The 16,997-nt window shown below is 41.0% G+C and carries 11 protein-coding genes and 1 pseudogene; 10 read left to right on the forward strand and 2 right to left on the reverse strand.

The features are described 5' to 3' along the window. Positions 1 to 51: 51 nt before the first annotated feature. Positions 52 to 4,605, reverse strand: coding sequence for an ATP-binding protein (locus tag AC1EU2_RS05170; protein ID WP_480296915.1), 4,554 nt, complete (start codon positions 4,603 to 4,605; stop codon positions 52 to 54). Positions 4,606 to 4,804: 199 nt separating this feature from the next. Between AC1EU2_RS05170 and AC1EU2_RS05175 the strand changes: the two genes are divergently transcribed. After that, positions 4,805 to 5,716, forward strand: a complete 912-nt coding sequence (locus tag AC1EU2_RS05175; RefSeq protein ID WP_480296916.1) for a LysR substrate-binding domain-containing protein — start codon at positions 4,805 to 4,807, stop codon at positions 5,714 to 5,716. A gap of 29 nt (positions 5,717 to 5,745) precedes the next feature. On the opposite strand, the gene AC1EU2_RS05180 is transcribed toward AC1EU2_RS05175, so the two are convergent. Further along, positions 5,746 to 7,476: an ATP-dependent nuclease gene (locus AC1EU2_RS05180; protein WP_480296917.1), complete on the reverse strand. Its 1,731-nt coding sequence runs from the start codon at positions 7,474 to 7,476 to the stop codon at positions 5,746 to 5,748. Positions 7,477 to 8,517: 1,041 nt separating this feature from the next. Here AC1EU2_RS05180 and AC1EU2_RS05185 point away from each other — a divergent pair. The 9 genes and pseudogenes from AC1EU2_RS05185 to AC1EU2_RS05225 all read left to right on the forward strand — a co-directional run bounded on the left by AC1EU2_RS05185 (position 8,518) and on the right by AC1EU2_RS05225 (position 16,963). Next, positions 8,518 to 8,994, forward strand: a complete 477-nt coding sequence (locus AC1EU2_RS05185) for a hypothetical protein (RefSeq protein WP_480296918.1) — start codon at positions 8,518 to 8,520, stop codon at positions 8,992 to 8,994. A 374-nt stretch (positions 8,995 to 9,368) separates the two neighbouring features. Beyond that, the gene (locus tag AC1EU2_RS05190) at positions 9,369 to 9,827 is read left to right on the forward strand and encodes a Fur family transcriptional regulator (protein ID WP_480296919.1); all 459 of its coding nucleotides are present in this window, start codon (positions 9,369 to 9,371) and stop codon (positions 9,825 to 9,827) included. 72 nt (positions 9,828 to 9,899) lie between these two features. Continuing rightward, positions 9,900 to 10,301: a MerC domain-containing protein gene (locus AC1EU2_RS05195; RefSeq protein ID WP_480296920.1), complete on the forward strand. Its 402-nt coding sequence runs from the start codon at positions 9,900 to 9,902 to the stop codon at positions 10,299 to 10,301. A gap of 47 nt (positions 10,302 to 10,348) precedes the next feature. Further along, positions 10,349 to 11,254 (forward strand): annotated as a pseudogene (gene folE2, locus AC1EU2_RS05200) (GTP cyclohydrolase FolE2). A 563-nt stretch (positions 11,255 to 11,817) separates the two neighbouring features. After that, positions 11,818 to 14,115, forward strand: a complete 2,298-nt coding sequence (locus AC1EU2_RS05205; protein ID WP_480296921.1) for a TonB-dependent siderophore receptor — start codon at positions 11,818 to 11,820, stop codon at positions 14,113 to 14,115. A 70-nt stretch (positions 14,116 to 14,185) separates the two neighbouring features. Next, positions 14,186 to 14,857 carry a Fe2+-dependent dioxygenase gene (locus tag AC1EU2_RS05210; protein ID WP_480296922.1) on the forward strand — a complete coding sequence of 224 codons (672 nt, stop codon included), beginning with the start codon at positions 14,186 to 14,188 and terminating at the stop codon, positions 14,855 to 14,857. 17 nt (positions 14,858 to 14,874) lie between these two features. Beyond that, the gene (locus AC1EU2_RS05215; RefSeq protein WP_480296923.1) at positions 14,875 to 15,165 is read left to right on the forward strand and encodes a hypothetical protein; all 291 of its coding nucleotides are present in this window, start codon (positions 14,875 to 14,877) and stop codon (positions 15,163 to 15,165) included. Then, positions 15,162 to 16,703: a PepSY-associated TM helix domain-containing protein gene (locus tag AC1EU2_RS05220; RefSeq protein ID WP_480296924.1), complete on the forward strand. Its 1,542-nt coding sequence runs from the start codon at positions 15,162 to 15,164 to the stop codon at positions 16,701 to 16,703. Before AC1EU2_RS05215 ends, AC1EU2_RS05220 begins: the two co-directional genes overlap by 4 nt. Continuing rightward, the gene (locus tag AC1EU2_RS05225; RefSeq protein ID WP_480296925.1) at positions 16,697 to 16,963 is read left to right on the forward strand and encodes a DUF3325 domain-containing protein; all 267 of its coding nucleotides are present in this window, start codon (positions 16,697 to 16,699) and stop codon (positions 16,961 to 16,963) included. The genes AC1EU2_RS05220 and AC1EU2_RS05225 overlap by 7 nt, the downstream gene beginning before the upstream one ends. Positions 16,964 to 16,997: the final 34 nt, after the last annotated feature.

Genomic DNA, 16,997 nt, shown 5'->3' on the forward strand with positions numbered 1-16,997 from the left:
AAAAAAGCTCTCTTAAATTAAGAGAGCTTTTTGATTGAAAGATAAAAAATCTTACGCTTCAACTGGAGAAACTACAAACAGTAGATCACCTTGAGATACTTGCTGACCGTTCGAGTTCAAAATACGCTCGATTCGGTATTTCTTATCTTCTGGGTACAGTTCTGCACCTTTACGGTTGAAGCTCGCCAGTGTCACTTGCGAGAACATCTTCATTGCTTCTGTCAGCGCAAGAGTTTGGTCAGTGGTAACAATGTCACCTTCGGCAACAAAGTCAGGCTCACCCGGCGCTGGAGAGCTATAGAAGATACCTGCACCTTGTGCTAGAACTTTCAGCTCGTTTGACTCACCAACGCGCAATGATTCAGTATCAACACCTTGAGTTTCAGCCGCTGCTTCCATCTCTTCAATCAGTGCTGGGATATCAATTTCTGCCATTAAACGTGGCAAGTAATTGGTATCGTAAACACCCTCTTGGAAGGTCTTGTCTTTCAGAATCAACTTCAACAGTGGAATGTTAGTCGCAATACCTTTGATAGAAACTTGATCTAGGTACTCGATGAACTGATCAATCACTTGTTGACGGTTTTCACCACGCATAATCACTTGAGCAATCAAGCTGTCATAGTATGGTGACACTTCTTTGTCTGTCGCAGCGATAGAGATGATCTCTACATCGTCACGTTCAGGGAAATTACAGTCAGTAATATGGCCAGGATTTGGCATCAACTGTAATATGCCGTTGCTGTCCAGTGCCGCTTTCTCAGCTGTGATACGAAGTTCCATCGCATAGCCGACATCTTTTGGCTCTAGATCTTCAATTGAACGACCTGCTGCAATGTCAAACTGTGCGCTTACGATATCAATGCAAGATGTCGCTTCAGTCACAGGATGCTCTACCTGCAGACGTGTGTTCATTTCCATGAAGTACACTTCGTTGGCATCTAAGTTATAGATAAACTCAACCGTACCTGCACCCATGTAATCTGTAGCAATACCCAGTGAACGAGTGTACTCAAGCACTTGTTGCTTCAGCTCTTCTGGCAACATGGTTGACATCGATTCTTCGATAACTTTTTGGTTATTACGTTGTACTGAACAGTCACGCAAACCCAATACTTTAGTATTACCAAATTTATCACGAAGAAGCTGAACTTCGATGTGACGTAGTGAAGTAACGTACTTCTCTAAGTAAAGGTCGCCATTACCAAACGCTGCCGCCGCTTCAGTTGCCGTTTGTTGGAACAAGCTGATCATATCGTCTGGACGTTCAACAACTTGAATACCTTTACCGCCACCACCTTGTACCGCTTTAAGCAATACTGGGTAGCCAATTTCGCTTGCAACGTTCACTGCTTGCTCAGCGTTATTCAGAATACCGTGAGAACCCGGTACTACAGGTACATTTTGCGCTTGCGAAGTCTTAATCGCATTCGACTTGTTACCCATAGTGGTCATTGAGTAAACCGAAGGACCAACAAAGTTAACGCCATTGTTTACACAAAGTGCCGCAAACTGTGGGCTTTCAGATAAGAAACCAATACCAGGGTGAAGTGCATCAACCTTCTCATACTCAGCAACTTTAAGCACTGAGTAAGCATTTAGATAACTTTCATCTGACGTGTTACCACCGATACAAACCAGCTTGTCGTTCTCTTTCAGCATATCTGCTGGAACAGACGTCATATCAGGATCAGACGCCACCAATACCACATTGATGTTGTTGTCGTGTGCCTTACGAATAAGTTTAACCGCAGTACAACCACGAGCGTGAACCAATACTTTGTCGATTGGCTTCATAAGCTCACGTGGATCGTCTTGTACAATCTCTTGCTCTTCAGCTTCCACTTCAGGAACCAGCGTAGAAAGCGCATTAGCAATCACATCGTTAATTTGCAGCGATGCTTGCGGCATTAATGGGTCAATGCTTGAAAGCTGTGCTTCTAACGTATCGCTGAATGGGTTCGCCACAAGACCGTTCATCGCACCCGGTGTTTTCGATAAGTAGTTCGAAAGCGTCGACGTTGATGGTAGGTAAGCCGGAACCACCATTTGACCAGCGAATGGCATGTTAGTACCTGATAGGTAGTAAGTTTGCACTAATGGGTGAGTCACGAAACTCGCTTGTGCACCACCTGTACAGTCACCATAACCGAACATTAATACTGGTAGCTCGTTATCACGGATGAAACGAGTAATACGGTCGTTCACAACTGCCATAGAGAACAGTGCAGATGCACCTTCTTTAGTCTGCATACCACCAGAGCTGATGAAACAGATAACTGGAAGTTTACGCTTAGCACATTCAATCAATAGTGAGCTGAATTTCTCAGCACTGGCCATATCAAATGCACCCGCTTGGAATGCGGTATTCGATACTGCAACACCGGCACGGATCTTCTGACCTTCGTGCTCAAATTCACCAAGACCTGTGATTAAACCACAAGGACGAATGCCTTTATCCAGTGCATCTTCAATCGATAGACGGAAACCTGGGAAGTTCAGCATGTTAGCTGACATTTTATCACCGTCGATTTCTTCAAATTGAGTGAAGAATTTCGAGATGATGTTTTCCCAACCCATCTTGCCTGAGCGTTTCTCGTCGCGCAGTACTTTCTGGATGAGTAGATCTTGGTAACCCATAGTGAGGCGGTTCCAGAAGTCTTTACGACGACCGATACGCACAGGGTTAATTGCACCAGTGTACTTGCTGGTGTCTTCTTCACTGTCAAAATACTCAGGAAGTAGACGCTCAAAGAAGTAGGTAAGTACTACGAATAAACTGTCGTTTAACTGTGGGAAACCAACACTCTTCCATGACTCAACACGAGTCAGAAGTTCAGCGCGGTTTGACTGACCCATAAAGTACTTCAGCCACTTGTAGAATTTATTCTTATCGTTAGCAATATCTTGTACCGAAATCGCTTTATCGATAGATGTATGCAGCAAGCCATCTACTGAAGCACGAGACAGACTCTTCGCCATCATCGCTTCTTTTGCGATAGACGCTAAGTTCACTACAACATTGTCATACAGTGCGTTGAAGATCAGGATGTTATGACATTGCCAGATAAAGTCTTCACGTAGCTCGTCATTTACAACAACATCAAGTACCGTCAGCTGGTTCAGCTCAGGCCAATCTTTCTGCGTCACTTCAGCAGGTAAGTTTTCAAGATGCTGGATCAAGCCTTTAAAGTTGTTCGCCGCATTCGACTTCCAACGGTGGTATAACGACCAACCGATGTTGAACAACAATGCCTTACGGGCTTTTTTGTAGTTTTCTTTTGGCTCACCTAAGATGAAACGTGTCAGCATGTTACGTTCAGTCGACACGTCATCACGCTTAGCAGTAAAGTTACTCCAAAGCTTGTTTAACTCATCGTCATAAACCAATTTATCTGGGCTAGATAACCACGTTTGGAATACTTTATCTTGCTCTTGTTGAATACGAGCCAGCAAATCACCTTGTGGTACACCCACGTCAGACAGACGACCATACTCTGCTTGCGGAATCGAGTGGATTCGGCTGCGAAGCGTTAGGTAACGTAGGTAGCGGTATGCACTACCAAATAGGTTAAGGTGCATGGTTGGGTTACTTGCTACTTCAAGTTCTGCATTGCTTTCAAGAGAAGCAAGGTTAGAAGAAGGATTCAAGAAACGGTTTAAACTGCGGTCGTAATGCTCACGTAAATCAGCAGAATCACGGACAAAATCAACAGCTGCACGCTCTACCGCTTCAATACCACTGATGATGGCACGACGAAGATTGTGTTGACGCTCGTCTTTATCAGACGGTGTAAAGTCGACAATACCGTCGATACAACCATTGGTATACAACTCTTCTGGTGATACACCTACTGACTTCGCACATTCCTGCCAAGACAGGTTGTACTTACGCGCAATGCTTTGAAGACCTTGTGGTTGAATGGTATTGAAGATACCGTCACGTAGCGAAAGCAGTATGTTTGCTGCCGCTAATGGAATCGCACCACCTGAATAACCGGCCCCGATAACGATACCGACAGTTGGTACGTCAACGTTTGCTGATTCAGCAATCGCTTTAGAAATTGAGTGCGCTTGGTTTTGGCTATTTGCAACCTCACCTGCGTCTGCCCCTGGGGTGTCAATTAAGTACACAATCGGCATAGACAACTCAGCAAAGTGACGAATCGCTTTACAAGCCGCTAAATGATGCTCAGGCATCCAAGCGCCATTTGAAGTTGAACGTTCTTGAGCGATAAAACCGATACGGCGAGTACGTGCGCCAAAGTTAAGCTCAACTTCAGCACTATAAAAAGAGCCAATAAGAGTATCGGTTACAATTTTGCCTTTTAAGTCGGCAATGATGCGTTTTGCACCTGGGCGATTTTTATCTTGAGTTGGCTGAATAACTTTCGTTACGTAACCATCTACGTCCAATTGCGCTAAATTTTTCAAGTTAGCTTGGATAGTATCCTCGTCGATTAATCCTTTCACTTGCTGCGACAAGCTTTGTTTGCTGTGCTTAGGGAACAACGAAAAGTCTTTCGCTAAATGTTCCGCTTTCATAAATAGCACATCAGTGCCTTGCGCTTGAGTCGTTTCAGTGGGCTGATTGTTGCTGGTCATCCTAAAAGATCCTCTGCTTTAGTACCTACCGATGAATAGGTACTTCTCCTAGCCTCTATATTTCGCCGTTAACAATAACAAGTTAGTAACAACGAAATAGAATTATTTTTATAAGGGTTAAATATAACTTTTATCTGTCGCAAATTGCCATTAAACTGGGTTAGACGCTTTGTTCCATATTTGAGACAGTGAAAAAAACATGCCTGATTTGAATGGGATGATGCTCTTTGCAGCCGTTGTTCGAGCAAAGGGTTTCTCACAAGCCGCCCGTGAAACGGGGCTGCCGAAATCTACCATTAGCCGAAAAGTTGCCCAGCTTGAAGAACAGTTGGGTGTCAGGCTGCTGCAGCGTGATACTCGTAATTTAAGCCTGACACAAGTCGGCGCATTGTTTTATCAACACTGCGACACCATAGGTAATGAAATCGAAGCCGCTAAAGCGACGATTGAAAATACTCATAGTGATGTGTCGGGATCATTGCGTATCGCTATCCCTGTATCCTTCAGTCAGGAGCTGATTGCCAATCTGGCAAGCGGATTCATGCGACTGTATCCTAATATCGCCCTAGATATCCAGTTTACCGACGCTGATGTTGGACTGGTCGGAGAAGGTTATGATATCGCCATCAAATACGGGCCGCTGCAATCGTCTGACTTAGTGGCACGTTTACTGTTTGAAAGGCAACCTATTTTAGTAGCCAGCCCAGGCTATTTAAAAGCCAAAGGTACACCTGCGACCCCAAAAGATCTAATGGATCATGATGGCGTTTTAATGGGCACATCCCGTTCAGCCCCTATTTGGCCTTTGGGTAAAGGCGCACGTAAAACCATGGTTAACTTTAATCGTAAAGTTCGAGCAAACAGTGCAGTGATGGTGAAACGAATGGTTATGGATGATTTTGGTATTGGTATGTTGTCTAACTCTAATTGCAAAGCTGAAATCGCCAGTGGTTCTTTAGTGCCGATTTTACAAGAGTGGCCCATTGAGCCGTTTAAGATTTACGGCGTGTATTCCAGTCGCCGCCAACTGGCGACGAACATCAGTGCTTTTTTGGATTTTTTTGCTAAAAGGTTTTCGAGTCAAGAGGCATTGCAATCGTTGATGGGGTGATTGAAGTATCACCCCATCAATAGCTTTGATTATTTAATGCCATTAGACACTTTAATGAAATCGACTAATTCTGTAACACGTCTGTTCAAATCAAAAACACTCAAATCAGCAGGGTGATTTTTTGTATAATATTCAGCGACTTTCACCTTACTCGCAGTAGGCTTCTGAGGAACTTGATTTTTAGACTTTGTATTGTGTTCAAATTCCAAAAGGTTTTCCCATTTTCCTTTAGCTAATAACCTTTTCGCAGACTTTGAATGTACTTGTAATACTGATTCCTCGACTTTATCTTCATTTAAGTAATTCTCAACTTCTCGGCCTTCCGTTATCCAAGCAAAACCTTGACCGTTATTAAACTCTTTCACCAATCGCTTTTTTGTTTCATTTAGGCGCTTTTTAGGAGCAGATTTATCGCTATCAATCATAATCACACTATTACGATTTAATTGTCTTAGTGATATCAACTCTTCTTCATGTTCTTCCAGTTCATCAACATCAGCTCCCGTAATATGACTAGATAATCGTCCACCATAAAACATGATTGAATAATGAATTCCTTCCTTGAGAGAATCGTCCTTTGCATTAATCCAATAATTTAAATAGATGCGATCTGAAGGTCCCTCAACCCAAATAACACAATTAGCCTGTAAAATATCAGATGCTTTATAGCCTAATTCAGCACAAAGCTTAGATCTTTCTCTTGTATTTGAAACTGAATAAACATTTGAAATTCCATTTTCCATAGTGACATGAAAAATTTGCGCTTCTGTCGCATCTAATAAGTGAGCAGAATGTGTAGTTATGAAGTATTGATTATTCGTATTGTCCGCAAGATATGAAATTAGCTTTCGTTGTAGAATTGGATGAAGATGTAATTCAGGTTCTTCGATACAAACAATTGTATCTTCAAGTAATGTAGCTGCTGCGGCTAAAATAACGACTTCGTGAACACCTGTTCCAAGGCTTTCCAAAGGCAAAGATTTACCATCCATGTGGACAATAATCATTGAAAAGTCATGAGGAATTTCAATTTTCGCAGTTGGATTTTCCAATACACTTTGTATAAAAGTATTAATTTGTTGAAACTTTTGCTTATCTTTTTGCTCTGTCAACGTTGGTCTTTCTAATTTTGACAAACGCTCAATGATTCCTTCACCACCAAAGCCATTAACTTGAGGGTTAGCGTCGCCAATTTTTCTTATTGCTGGTATATACTCTGCTCGATACTCTATTTTCGGAGCCCAGCTCTTAACAGAATTAAAAACAGGCTCAAAATTCGACATCTGATTATCATAATAAGAGCCGGTCAACTTTGAATTACAATATTTCCAATCAATTCCAAGCTTCTGAGCCGAATTAGAATCAATAGTTTTAGCAATCGGTAATCGGTGAACACCATCTAAACTAAACCATGTTAATTCTCTTTCTTGATTAAAAACTCCTTTATTCATTAATTCATAAGCAATACTATGGTTTTCCTCATTTCTCCCTATTTGCTTACTAAAAAGATCCAGTTCTTCTTTTCTCAAACCAAATGCAAGTTTGAATTTGGAGTTTCCAAGCTGTGGAATATCTAAATCGTTTAGATTAACTTTATGTTTCGAAAAAATCGTAGAGTGCTCATAAACCAGCCTCATTACATTTGATTTCCCCGAATTATTTGCACCAATCAAATAGTTAATCTTTTTAAGAGGTGCTATTACTGCTTGTTCACCACCAAAGCTTCTATACCCAGAAAAAGCAAAACCTGAAAGTGCCATTCATTACTCCATAACCTATTGGCATCTAATGCTTTTATCATACTAATTATTCATATATAAAGCTTTAAACTTGTTCCAAGTTTTTAAAACCTTGGGCTTTCAGCCCAAACCCGAGCAAGAAGGGGCTCTTCAGCAAGTCCCCTCTTGCATCACCCCGTGCCGCCCCACAAAGTTAAACGTTATTCGTCTTACAATAAAAATATTCTAACGTTCCCGATGGTACATCCATGTACCTCGGAAACTAGCGCAGCTTCCCTGCTGCGCTTACGATATTTTCACTGACGACTCATAACAACTTTGTCATGGGGAACTGTTGTAGCCTGATAGGTTTTCGGTTGTTTCTGAATAGAGCGTTAACGTCATGCTCGAACGCTTTAGTCGAGCATCCAGCGCCTTTCTTCGGGTAAAGCAAAAACTTAAAGACACTAGACACCTGCCTTCGCAGGTGTGACGGCATAGAAACATTCAATTATCGTTTAAGGGCTGATCATCCCCTTTGAAGCTGCCGAATGACGTTGGAATAAATGCTGTAGGCGCAACATGGACGTTGCGCCAGCTTTCGGGCTACAGGATGTAGCATCGAAAGCGTTAGGCATTTATCCATAAGGAATGAGGAGTTTTCAGCTTCGTTGGGGCGGCATTGGGGTTTCCAAAGGGGAGTTTGCTGGAGAACTCCTCTTTGGGCGGTGTGGTGTGCAACACCACGACTTTATAAACTTCGCAGAAGTTTAATTATCAATCACTAGATACAATCTAAATAAACCAACAGCATTGGGGTTTCCAAAAGGGAGCTTGCTGGAGAACTCTCCTTTGGGCGGTGTGGTGTGCAACACCACGACTTTAAAAACTTCGTAGAAGTTTAAACATCTATCACCGGAAACAATCTAAATAAATCACAGGCACTGAAGAACTCCTCTTCAGAGTGACGTAAAATATCCTCGAGCTTTGATTAACTATAATTAATCAAACCGACACTCGAGCCATTATAAAATCAGAGCACTCAATCTAGAAAATCTCGATTAATGATTAGGTTCGAATAATATGAAACAGAAACTAGTTCGTGTTGTAACAGTCATGATATTTGGTTTAACCAGCTTCTCTAGCCTATCATCCCCCTTATCATCAAGCGCTTCTGTAAATACCATAGAGCCTAGTGGCACCAGCTTCTGCCAAAAGCATGCTATTAGATCCTACAAGCCTATAAAACATTATGACAATTGTTATGTCGCTATAAACACTGGTAATGATGAACTGACAGTTGATTTTTATGTTAATCCAGAGATAGACGATACCGGAGAATCAGACGCTTTCTCTAGAATTGAGAAAAATCAGGTCGGTGAAGCAATTTTTGACATGAACGATCATAAAGTCTTTTCCGATGGTTGGGCTATTGTAAAAAATATCGATAAAAATCGTATTATTTATAACGGTTTTATTAAAAATCACCTTGGACTCAAATGTGACTCTAAACATTGTCAGCCTTGGGGGGAGCAAAACGCCTTTTCTTACAGTAATTGACCCTAAGTTTTTCAGCCACTTATATCAAATTCTTGTGTAGATGATTCACTCATCAACACAACAGACATAAACCTTATTCAGCAACATTATGGAATCATGGTTCAACTAGTTGAATTTTTAATAGTTTTTCAAATTTTTGATAAACCACCTTTTCTATTACTTTGGGCATTCAATTCAAACCCTAGCAAAAAGAGGTTCGCTGATGTATTCCTCTTTAGGCGATATGGTGTGCAACACCACGACTTTAAAACTTCGTAGAAGTTGCACTTGCATATCTCCAGCAAAGAAATTTAATCAATGTTACAAAGTAACACTTTAAACAAAACCAAAATAATGTTACAACATAACATTACAAGTTTTGGATATGAAAAATCATGGCTGACATTAACCACATCATCCAACGTGCTCAGCAAAAGTGTAAGAACAATGATGCAAGGCTTACCGCTAAGCGCAAACAAGTACTTACGGGTATTTTAAGTTCTGAAAAAGCGATTTCGGCTTATGAACTCGCCGATTTTTGCAACCAGAACTTCGATGAAAAATTTCCAATCATGACGATTTATCGCATTTTGGGTTTTCTTGAAGGTGAGTCGTTCGTTCATAAATTACAAACCAGCAATAAGTATGTGGCTTGTTCACACATCGCTTGTGATCATGAGCATTTAGTGCCTCAGTTCTTGATTTGTAATCAGTGCCAAAAAGTTAAAGAGATTCATATCGGTAAAAACATCATTGATGAACTCAACACCAATGTCGAAAGTGTAGGTTTTAGCATGTTAAGCCCGCAGCTAGAGGTCTGTTGTTTGTGCGATGAATGTAAACCGCTTCATTAGCGATATTTCATAGATTGTTACTAATTAGTAAGTATTTTCCTACCCCTTGAATAGTTCCCAAAAGGTATCACTATGAATCGTTTACAATCAATTTTAGATAAGGCTTCTATCTCCTTATCTTTACTGTGCGCTTGCCACTGCCTCTTTCTGCCTTTCTTTTTAATACTCTACCCTACATTGGTAGCACTACCTATGGGTGATGAAGCTTTCCATTTATGGATGTTGGTTGCTGTTGTTCCCGTCAGCTTACTTGCTCTATATCGAGGCTATAAAAGCCATCATGACAAGCGAATTCTGCTGGTTGGCCTATTTGGCGTTATCGTTTTATTAGCTACCGCATTTGCAGGTCATGATTTTTTGAGTGAAGCATTAGAAAAAGGCTTCACATTGGTTGGTGCCATTATCGTGGCCACTTCTCATTTAATTAATTACCGCAAGTGTAACTGTGAATCGTCACAGGTGTGCTCAAAGTAATTAAGTACCTGACCATAGGTTCTTATTGAGGAGTTTATAAAAGCAGTATGGATAAAGCACTCTCTGATATTACTTCAACGTCTCAAAGCACAATTTCAAAACACTTAAACTGGGTAGGGATGGAGAATATTGCCATCCCACTGCAAGTGAAACTCAACGATGACAGCACTCAACCTGTCACAGCTCAACTCGATGTTTTGGTGAGTCTGGATAATCAGCAAGCTAAAGGTATTCATATGTCTCGCTTGTATCTGATCGCCAATGAAGTTCTGGCTAATCAAGTGATTACTTAGCAACGCATTGAACAACTTTTATATGCGCTGATGAATTCACAGCAAGGCTTAAGTTTGAATGCAAAGTTGGTGCTTAGATTTGACTTAGTACTTGAAAAACCAGCTTTACAAAGCAATTTATCTGGTTTTCAGTCTTACGCGGTTGAGCTTTGCTCAGCACTAAAAGGTAATGATTACTGCCATAAATTGAGTATTGATGTGCCTCATTCCAGTACTTGCCCATGCTCAACAGGGTTAGCCAGACAAGCAATGGCTGACGCAGTCAATAATGCATTCAGTAGAACTGAAGTTAATAAAGCAGATTTACTCCAATGGTTACAATCAGCAAAAGGTGTTGTGGCAACGCCTCATAGCCAACGCTCATTTGCGTATTTAACTTTAACAATAAAGCCTAACTGGCCAAGCTTTGATTCAGTAATTCAACTGCTTGAATCAACACTCGTGACCGCATTGCAAACCGCTGTTAAGCGCCAAGATGAACAAGCATTTGCGCAGCTTAATGCTGAAAACTTGATGTTTTGTGAGGATGCAGCAAGACGCTTAAAAGCATGTTTGGACGAGTATGAATCAGTATCTGACTTTCAACTCAAAGTGGAACACCAAGAAAGCTTACATGCTCACAATGCTGTCGCTTATGCCGATAGTTCAACGACTAACTAATACCACTCTTTCTGCCAATTAGTTTGCTGATATTTCTGTTTAATATCAGCACTATCTCTCAATGTCTTAACGCTACAGTGAAGCCACATCAGCATTTTAAACATAAATAACCCTTACAAATCAAAATTGTCATTTTGACTGCGACCAAGCTCACATCAAGTAAAAATCACACTTGAGGCCGCTCCCGATTAACTATTTTGATTTGCTGTTGTAGATTTTTAGTTTATTCAAGGCGGCGAATGTGAGGTGCCATTCTACATAAGCATTCGACAACACAGAAAAAACAAAAAATAGACACAGCCCTTCGGGTTACGCCTAGAGTTGGCAAACTCTTTGTTACTCATCATTTATTTAGCTCACTAAACTTCATTTTTCGTGCCTCGATTTTGCCAACTCTAGGCGGTAACAAATCGAAATAACTAATTGGGAGCGGCCTCTAAATCAATTACTTTTTTTATTAATAAAAATTAATACTTACACTTCTTTACATTGCAAATGAAAATCACTATCATTCGCAACCTGTCAAGTTAACACGAATCATTCTCACTCTCAGGGACTTAGAAATGAGTACTTTTAAAAAGTCAAAACTTGCTCAAGCTTCACTACTTCATAGTGCGCTAGTTTCTTCACTTGCTATTGCTGCACCACATGCTGTTGCCGATGAAGCTCCTTCTTCTGCAAAAGCAAAACAAGAGAAGATTGAACGCATCAAAGTTCAAGGGCGTCGTCCGAATAAGTTGCATTTAGAAGACAACACAGCAACTAAAATGAATGTTGATTTAAAAGACGTGGGACGCTCTATCACTGTGTTAGAAGCTGATGATCTTTCTAAGCGTGCCATTGATGACGTGAAAGAGGCCTTTGGTTATGTGGCTGGTATTAGTGGTAATGGCCCAGCAGATCGTACTTATACAGCTCGCGGTATCAGAACCAGTATTGATACGATTATGATTGACGGTATGCGCTCATTGCAAGGCGGCGAAGGTGGTACAGGTTCTAAATCACCGAGCACATTCAATGCTGAACAAGTGGTATTTCTACGTGGGCCTGAAGCATTACTTTATGGCGCAGGTATCGGCGGTGCAATCATTAATGTTGTGACCAAAAAGCCACAAGAAATCACTCAAACCAGTGTTGCTTTGAAGAACCGTAGCTATGTATCTGACGATACAGGCAACTTCAAGCGCAATAAGCTAAGCCTAGATCTTGATACTACTGGTGCAATTGATTCTGATAGCAATTTCTTATATCGACTGCTTGCACAATACACGCCTTCAGGCGACCACTTCCAAGAAGGTCGTGAGTACGACGAAACACAGTTAGATCTTGCTGTTACTTGGAATGTCTCAGAAAACACCAGCATCATGCCTCGCATTGAATACGCTGACCGTGATTTAACTGGCGGCAGTAGCTATGCCGATGGTGTATTCACTGAAAACTTCTTCAACGGTAAGTTAGATGAAGCCGGTGATGGTAAAAAAGTAAGCTACGGTGAACCAATGAATCGTGGTGAATACTATGGCAGCGAAAAAGATAAAGGTTCTAACCTTTCTAAAAGCTATAGCTTAAGAGTAGATCATGAATTTAATACTGACTGGAGCTTATTTGGTCAGTATCGTTATAACACTACTGAGTCTGAAGCATTAGATCTTTACCTTACTGATAGTTTCAGCGCTAAAGATAAAAATGGTGAATACATATATGGCGAGAATGCCAATAAAATTGGCAAGGACATCGTTAACCGTAAGTGGGTATATACCAAAGGTGACGATAGCTACTCATTATTCGACCTAAATGTTCAAGGCTTTGCAACACTTTTAGATATGGAGCACCATATTCTATTAGGCTACAACTATCGTGATTTAGACGTTAAATTTGAGCGCAACTTCCAAAACACAGGTGAAGCAGCAGGAAAAAGCTGGATATCAGTTTCAAATCCAAGTAATCAAATTGTTGGTGATATTCCTGCTTCGTTACTCGAAGTGAAGTTTGCACCAAAGAATCAAAAAGACACCAATATCTATTTTAAAGACAGAGTAAAAGTGACTGAGTCTACAACGATAGTGGCTGGTCTTGGTTATGTGAAGCAAGAGCAATTCGAAACTCGTGGCGATGATTCATATTCTAAAACGTTCAGCGATACCATTTGGGATTTAGGTGTTGTTCAAGCACTGAATGATGATATCAATGTATTTGCCACATACAGCCGCGCATACGAGCCAGTAAATGCGCGTTGGATTTCAGAGTATGGTTTGGGGAAAACCGATTACCTTCCTGTTGAAGGCTTTAACTATGAAGTAGGTATGAAGGCAGATTTGCTAAAAGGTGATTTGGCCACATCCATAACGCTTTATAAATTAGATCGTGAAAACAGCACTCAATTTACTAGAGTGCCAACTGCTGACGGTGGAACTCAGTGGAAGCTTGAACAACTTTCAGGTAAAAGTTTTGAGTCCAAAGGTGTCGAAATTGGAATTGCTTATCACATCAATGAGTATTTCAATACCAACTTTAACTACGCCTTTAACCGTGCTTATAACACCATTGGTGATGATAAGGGTGAGCAAGTTGATAATGCACCTAAGCACTCAGCATCGCTTTGGAATAACTTCACTTACAATGACAAATTATCATTTGGTTTAGGTTTACGTTACAACTCTGAACGCTTCGACGGTAACTTTATTTTGCCAAGCTACGTAGAAATGGATTTGGGCGCTTACTACAAAGTAAATAACTGGAACCTATCACTTAGCTTGAACAACGCACTCGATAAAAATCGTGCCGAAGCAGGTGCCAACTGGGTCACAGTTCAGCCAAATGCACCTCGTTCTTTGAATATGAAAGTGAAATACACCTTCTAATCAATTATCATTCTTGTTTGCACAAGCCGTCACTGAGACGGCTTTTGCTGTTTGTTGGAGTAAGTGAAAAATGATCAAACCAATTAAAAATTTATTTACACCTCAGCAAGTACAAGCATTGCGTAACTTGATTGCTCAAGGTGAATTTGAAGACGGAAAAAATACGGCTGGATGGCATGCACAAGGCGTCAAAACTAATTTACAGTGGTTAGGTAACGAGCATATTACTCATGAGCTCCATCAAGCATTGGCGCACATTCTTACCGCTAACGCTGAATTCACATCACTGACTTACCCAAAAAAGATGATGCCATTTATTGTCAGTAAATCTACCAACAACGGTGGCTATGGTAATCATATTGACGACGCCATTATGCACAACGAAGAGCTTGTCAGAACTGACATTTCTTGCACCATATTTTTATCTGATCCCGACAGCTATCAAGGTGGTGAATTAGTCATGACCTTGGGTGGAATAGAAATGGAGTACAAACTGCAAGCGGGTGATGCCATTGTCTATCCAAGTACCACTTTACATCGAGTGAATCCGGTAAGCTCTGGAGAACGTCTTGTTGCTTTAACTTGGATTGAAAGCTTGGTATCTGACGCCAGTCAACGAGAAATTCTTCACGATTTGGATTCTGCAAGAAAAGCCATCATGCAACAAAATGGAAAAAGTGATGAATTTGATTTAATCACCAAATCCCATTCGAATTTATTACGCCGTTGGGCGGTAACTTAATTTTTAGAGCATTAGACATGACATTTTCTTTTCCGGTTCTTGTTAGAACGTTAATGGCCATTTTTGGAGGTTATGCGGTTGGCATCAGCGCCAGTTTCGGCATGATACCTGTCTCGCTATGGTTATTTACCGATAACGTTCATGACGCCATTTTTATTGGTTTAATGTGCAGTTACGTTTTTGGTTTTATCGCATTCATTTGGTGTTTCAGCTGTAAAAAAGCCATTCATTCTGTTCGTGATCTTGTCTTAGCTGGCATTGCTTTTATGGCTATTTATTACTTATTTCCTGTGGAGGTGCTGTCATGAAAGGTAATTTCAGACGTTCAATGATTTGGCTGCACACGTACAGCGGACTGCTGCTCAGCTGGTTACTGTTTGCGGTATTTGTTACTGGCACCCTCAGCTACTATGCTGATGAGCTTGATTTGTGGATGCAACCAGAAAAACTTTCACAGCAGCACAAAATTGATGTAATCCCTGCAGCGTTAGCAGCCTTACAAGCAAAACCCGAAGGAGCTTCACGCTGGAACATCAATTTAGGTAGCGAACGTGATCCTAAAGCTGAGATACGTTGGCAATATCCAGGGCAAGGCCGTAGAGACGGGCATAAAGAAGCCATCACTGCATCCGCAGAGGAGCCAAGAAATACATTAGGTGGTAGTTTTTTTGTCCACTTCCATTATTCGCTTGAGCTTCGGGATTATGGTGGGCGCTATCTCACCGGTATCGCCGCATTTGTCATGCTTATTGGTGTTTTCAGCGGCATTTTCACTCATCGAAGATTCTTCAAAGACTTCTTTGTATTACGCTGGCAAAACTTAAAGCGTGCGTTGACCGATGTTCATGCCATCATTGGTATTATCACTATTCCATTTTGTTTTGTAATTTGCTTTAGCGCCTTACTGTTTTATTTATCCATGTATGTGCCTGCTTCAGCCACTTATCACTATGACAAAGGTTACCGTCAGCTATCTTCACAAGTCAGCCCTAAAGGTTTTAACCGTGATGCCTCCGGCCAAGCAGCTAAACCAATTACGGATATACAGCCTATTTTGCAACAAGTGAAGCATGAATGGCCTGAAAAAAATGCCGTAAGCTGGGTTAGCTACTATCATCCATTCGATAAAAATGGCTACCTGATGTTTTATCGCAATAAAAGTGACTTATCTCGCCAGAGTGAGACGTTAACGTTTGATGCAGCTTCTGGTAAGTTACTGTATAGAGTGGAGCAGCCAAGAATACCCAAGCTCATCAGTTATGTGTTCTTAGGACTCCATGAAGCTAAATTTGCTGATAACAGCCTACGTTTTATTTTGTTCATATTAGGTGCGTTGAGCTGTGCCTTAATCGCAACTGGCTCAATTTTATGGCTCAATAATCGTATAGAAAAAAATGTATCTCATTTAGGCACTCGCTTGACTACTTGGAGCAATAAAGCCATGTTTGGTGGCTTGCCGCTAGGCATCATGACGTTATTCATTGCCAACCGTTTATTACCGATCTCTCTTGTAGACCGCTATGACTATGAACTGATGGCTTTCCTATCAGGTTGGGGAGTTTGTGGTTTGATTGCTATGTTCACAGCTAGAGAAAAGTACTGGCAATTTGTGCTCAAACTGTTTGCTTTAACTTGTGTTGCATTGCCTATTTACGATTTGATTGCCCCACCACACTATTTACTTCAAGCAATTGAAGCCACAAACGTTACTTTTCTCGCCATTGAATGTGCATTTATTGCTTCTGCTGCGCTATCTGCTTGGTTAGCCTCATATTTGCAGAAAAGAAATAGAGCCACCAGCAAAGATGCCAGTCCTGTTGAAATAAAAGGAACATCTTCATGTTAATGATTAACTTGCTTTCTTTCGTTGCAATACTGTGTTTTGCACTTAGCCAAACTAAACACTTTAAGACTGTGTTTCATAAACGCTTATCAGACAAACAAGCCTCGATGTTTAAGTGGTCAGGTCTCGCTTTATTATTTGCATCACAGCCCCTCCTAATTCAGCAATCTAATGTGGGTGTGACTTATGTTATTTGGCTATGCTGGATTTCAGTGTGGATATTGATATTAGGCACTGCACTGAGCTATCTGGCCAAAAGATAAAAACAAACTTAAAAAAAGGAAGTCTCGGTGACTT

It is taken from the genome of Parashewanella sp. 2304DJ23-3 (assembly GCF_056591695.1).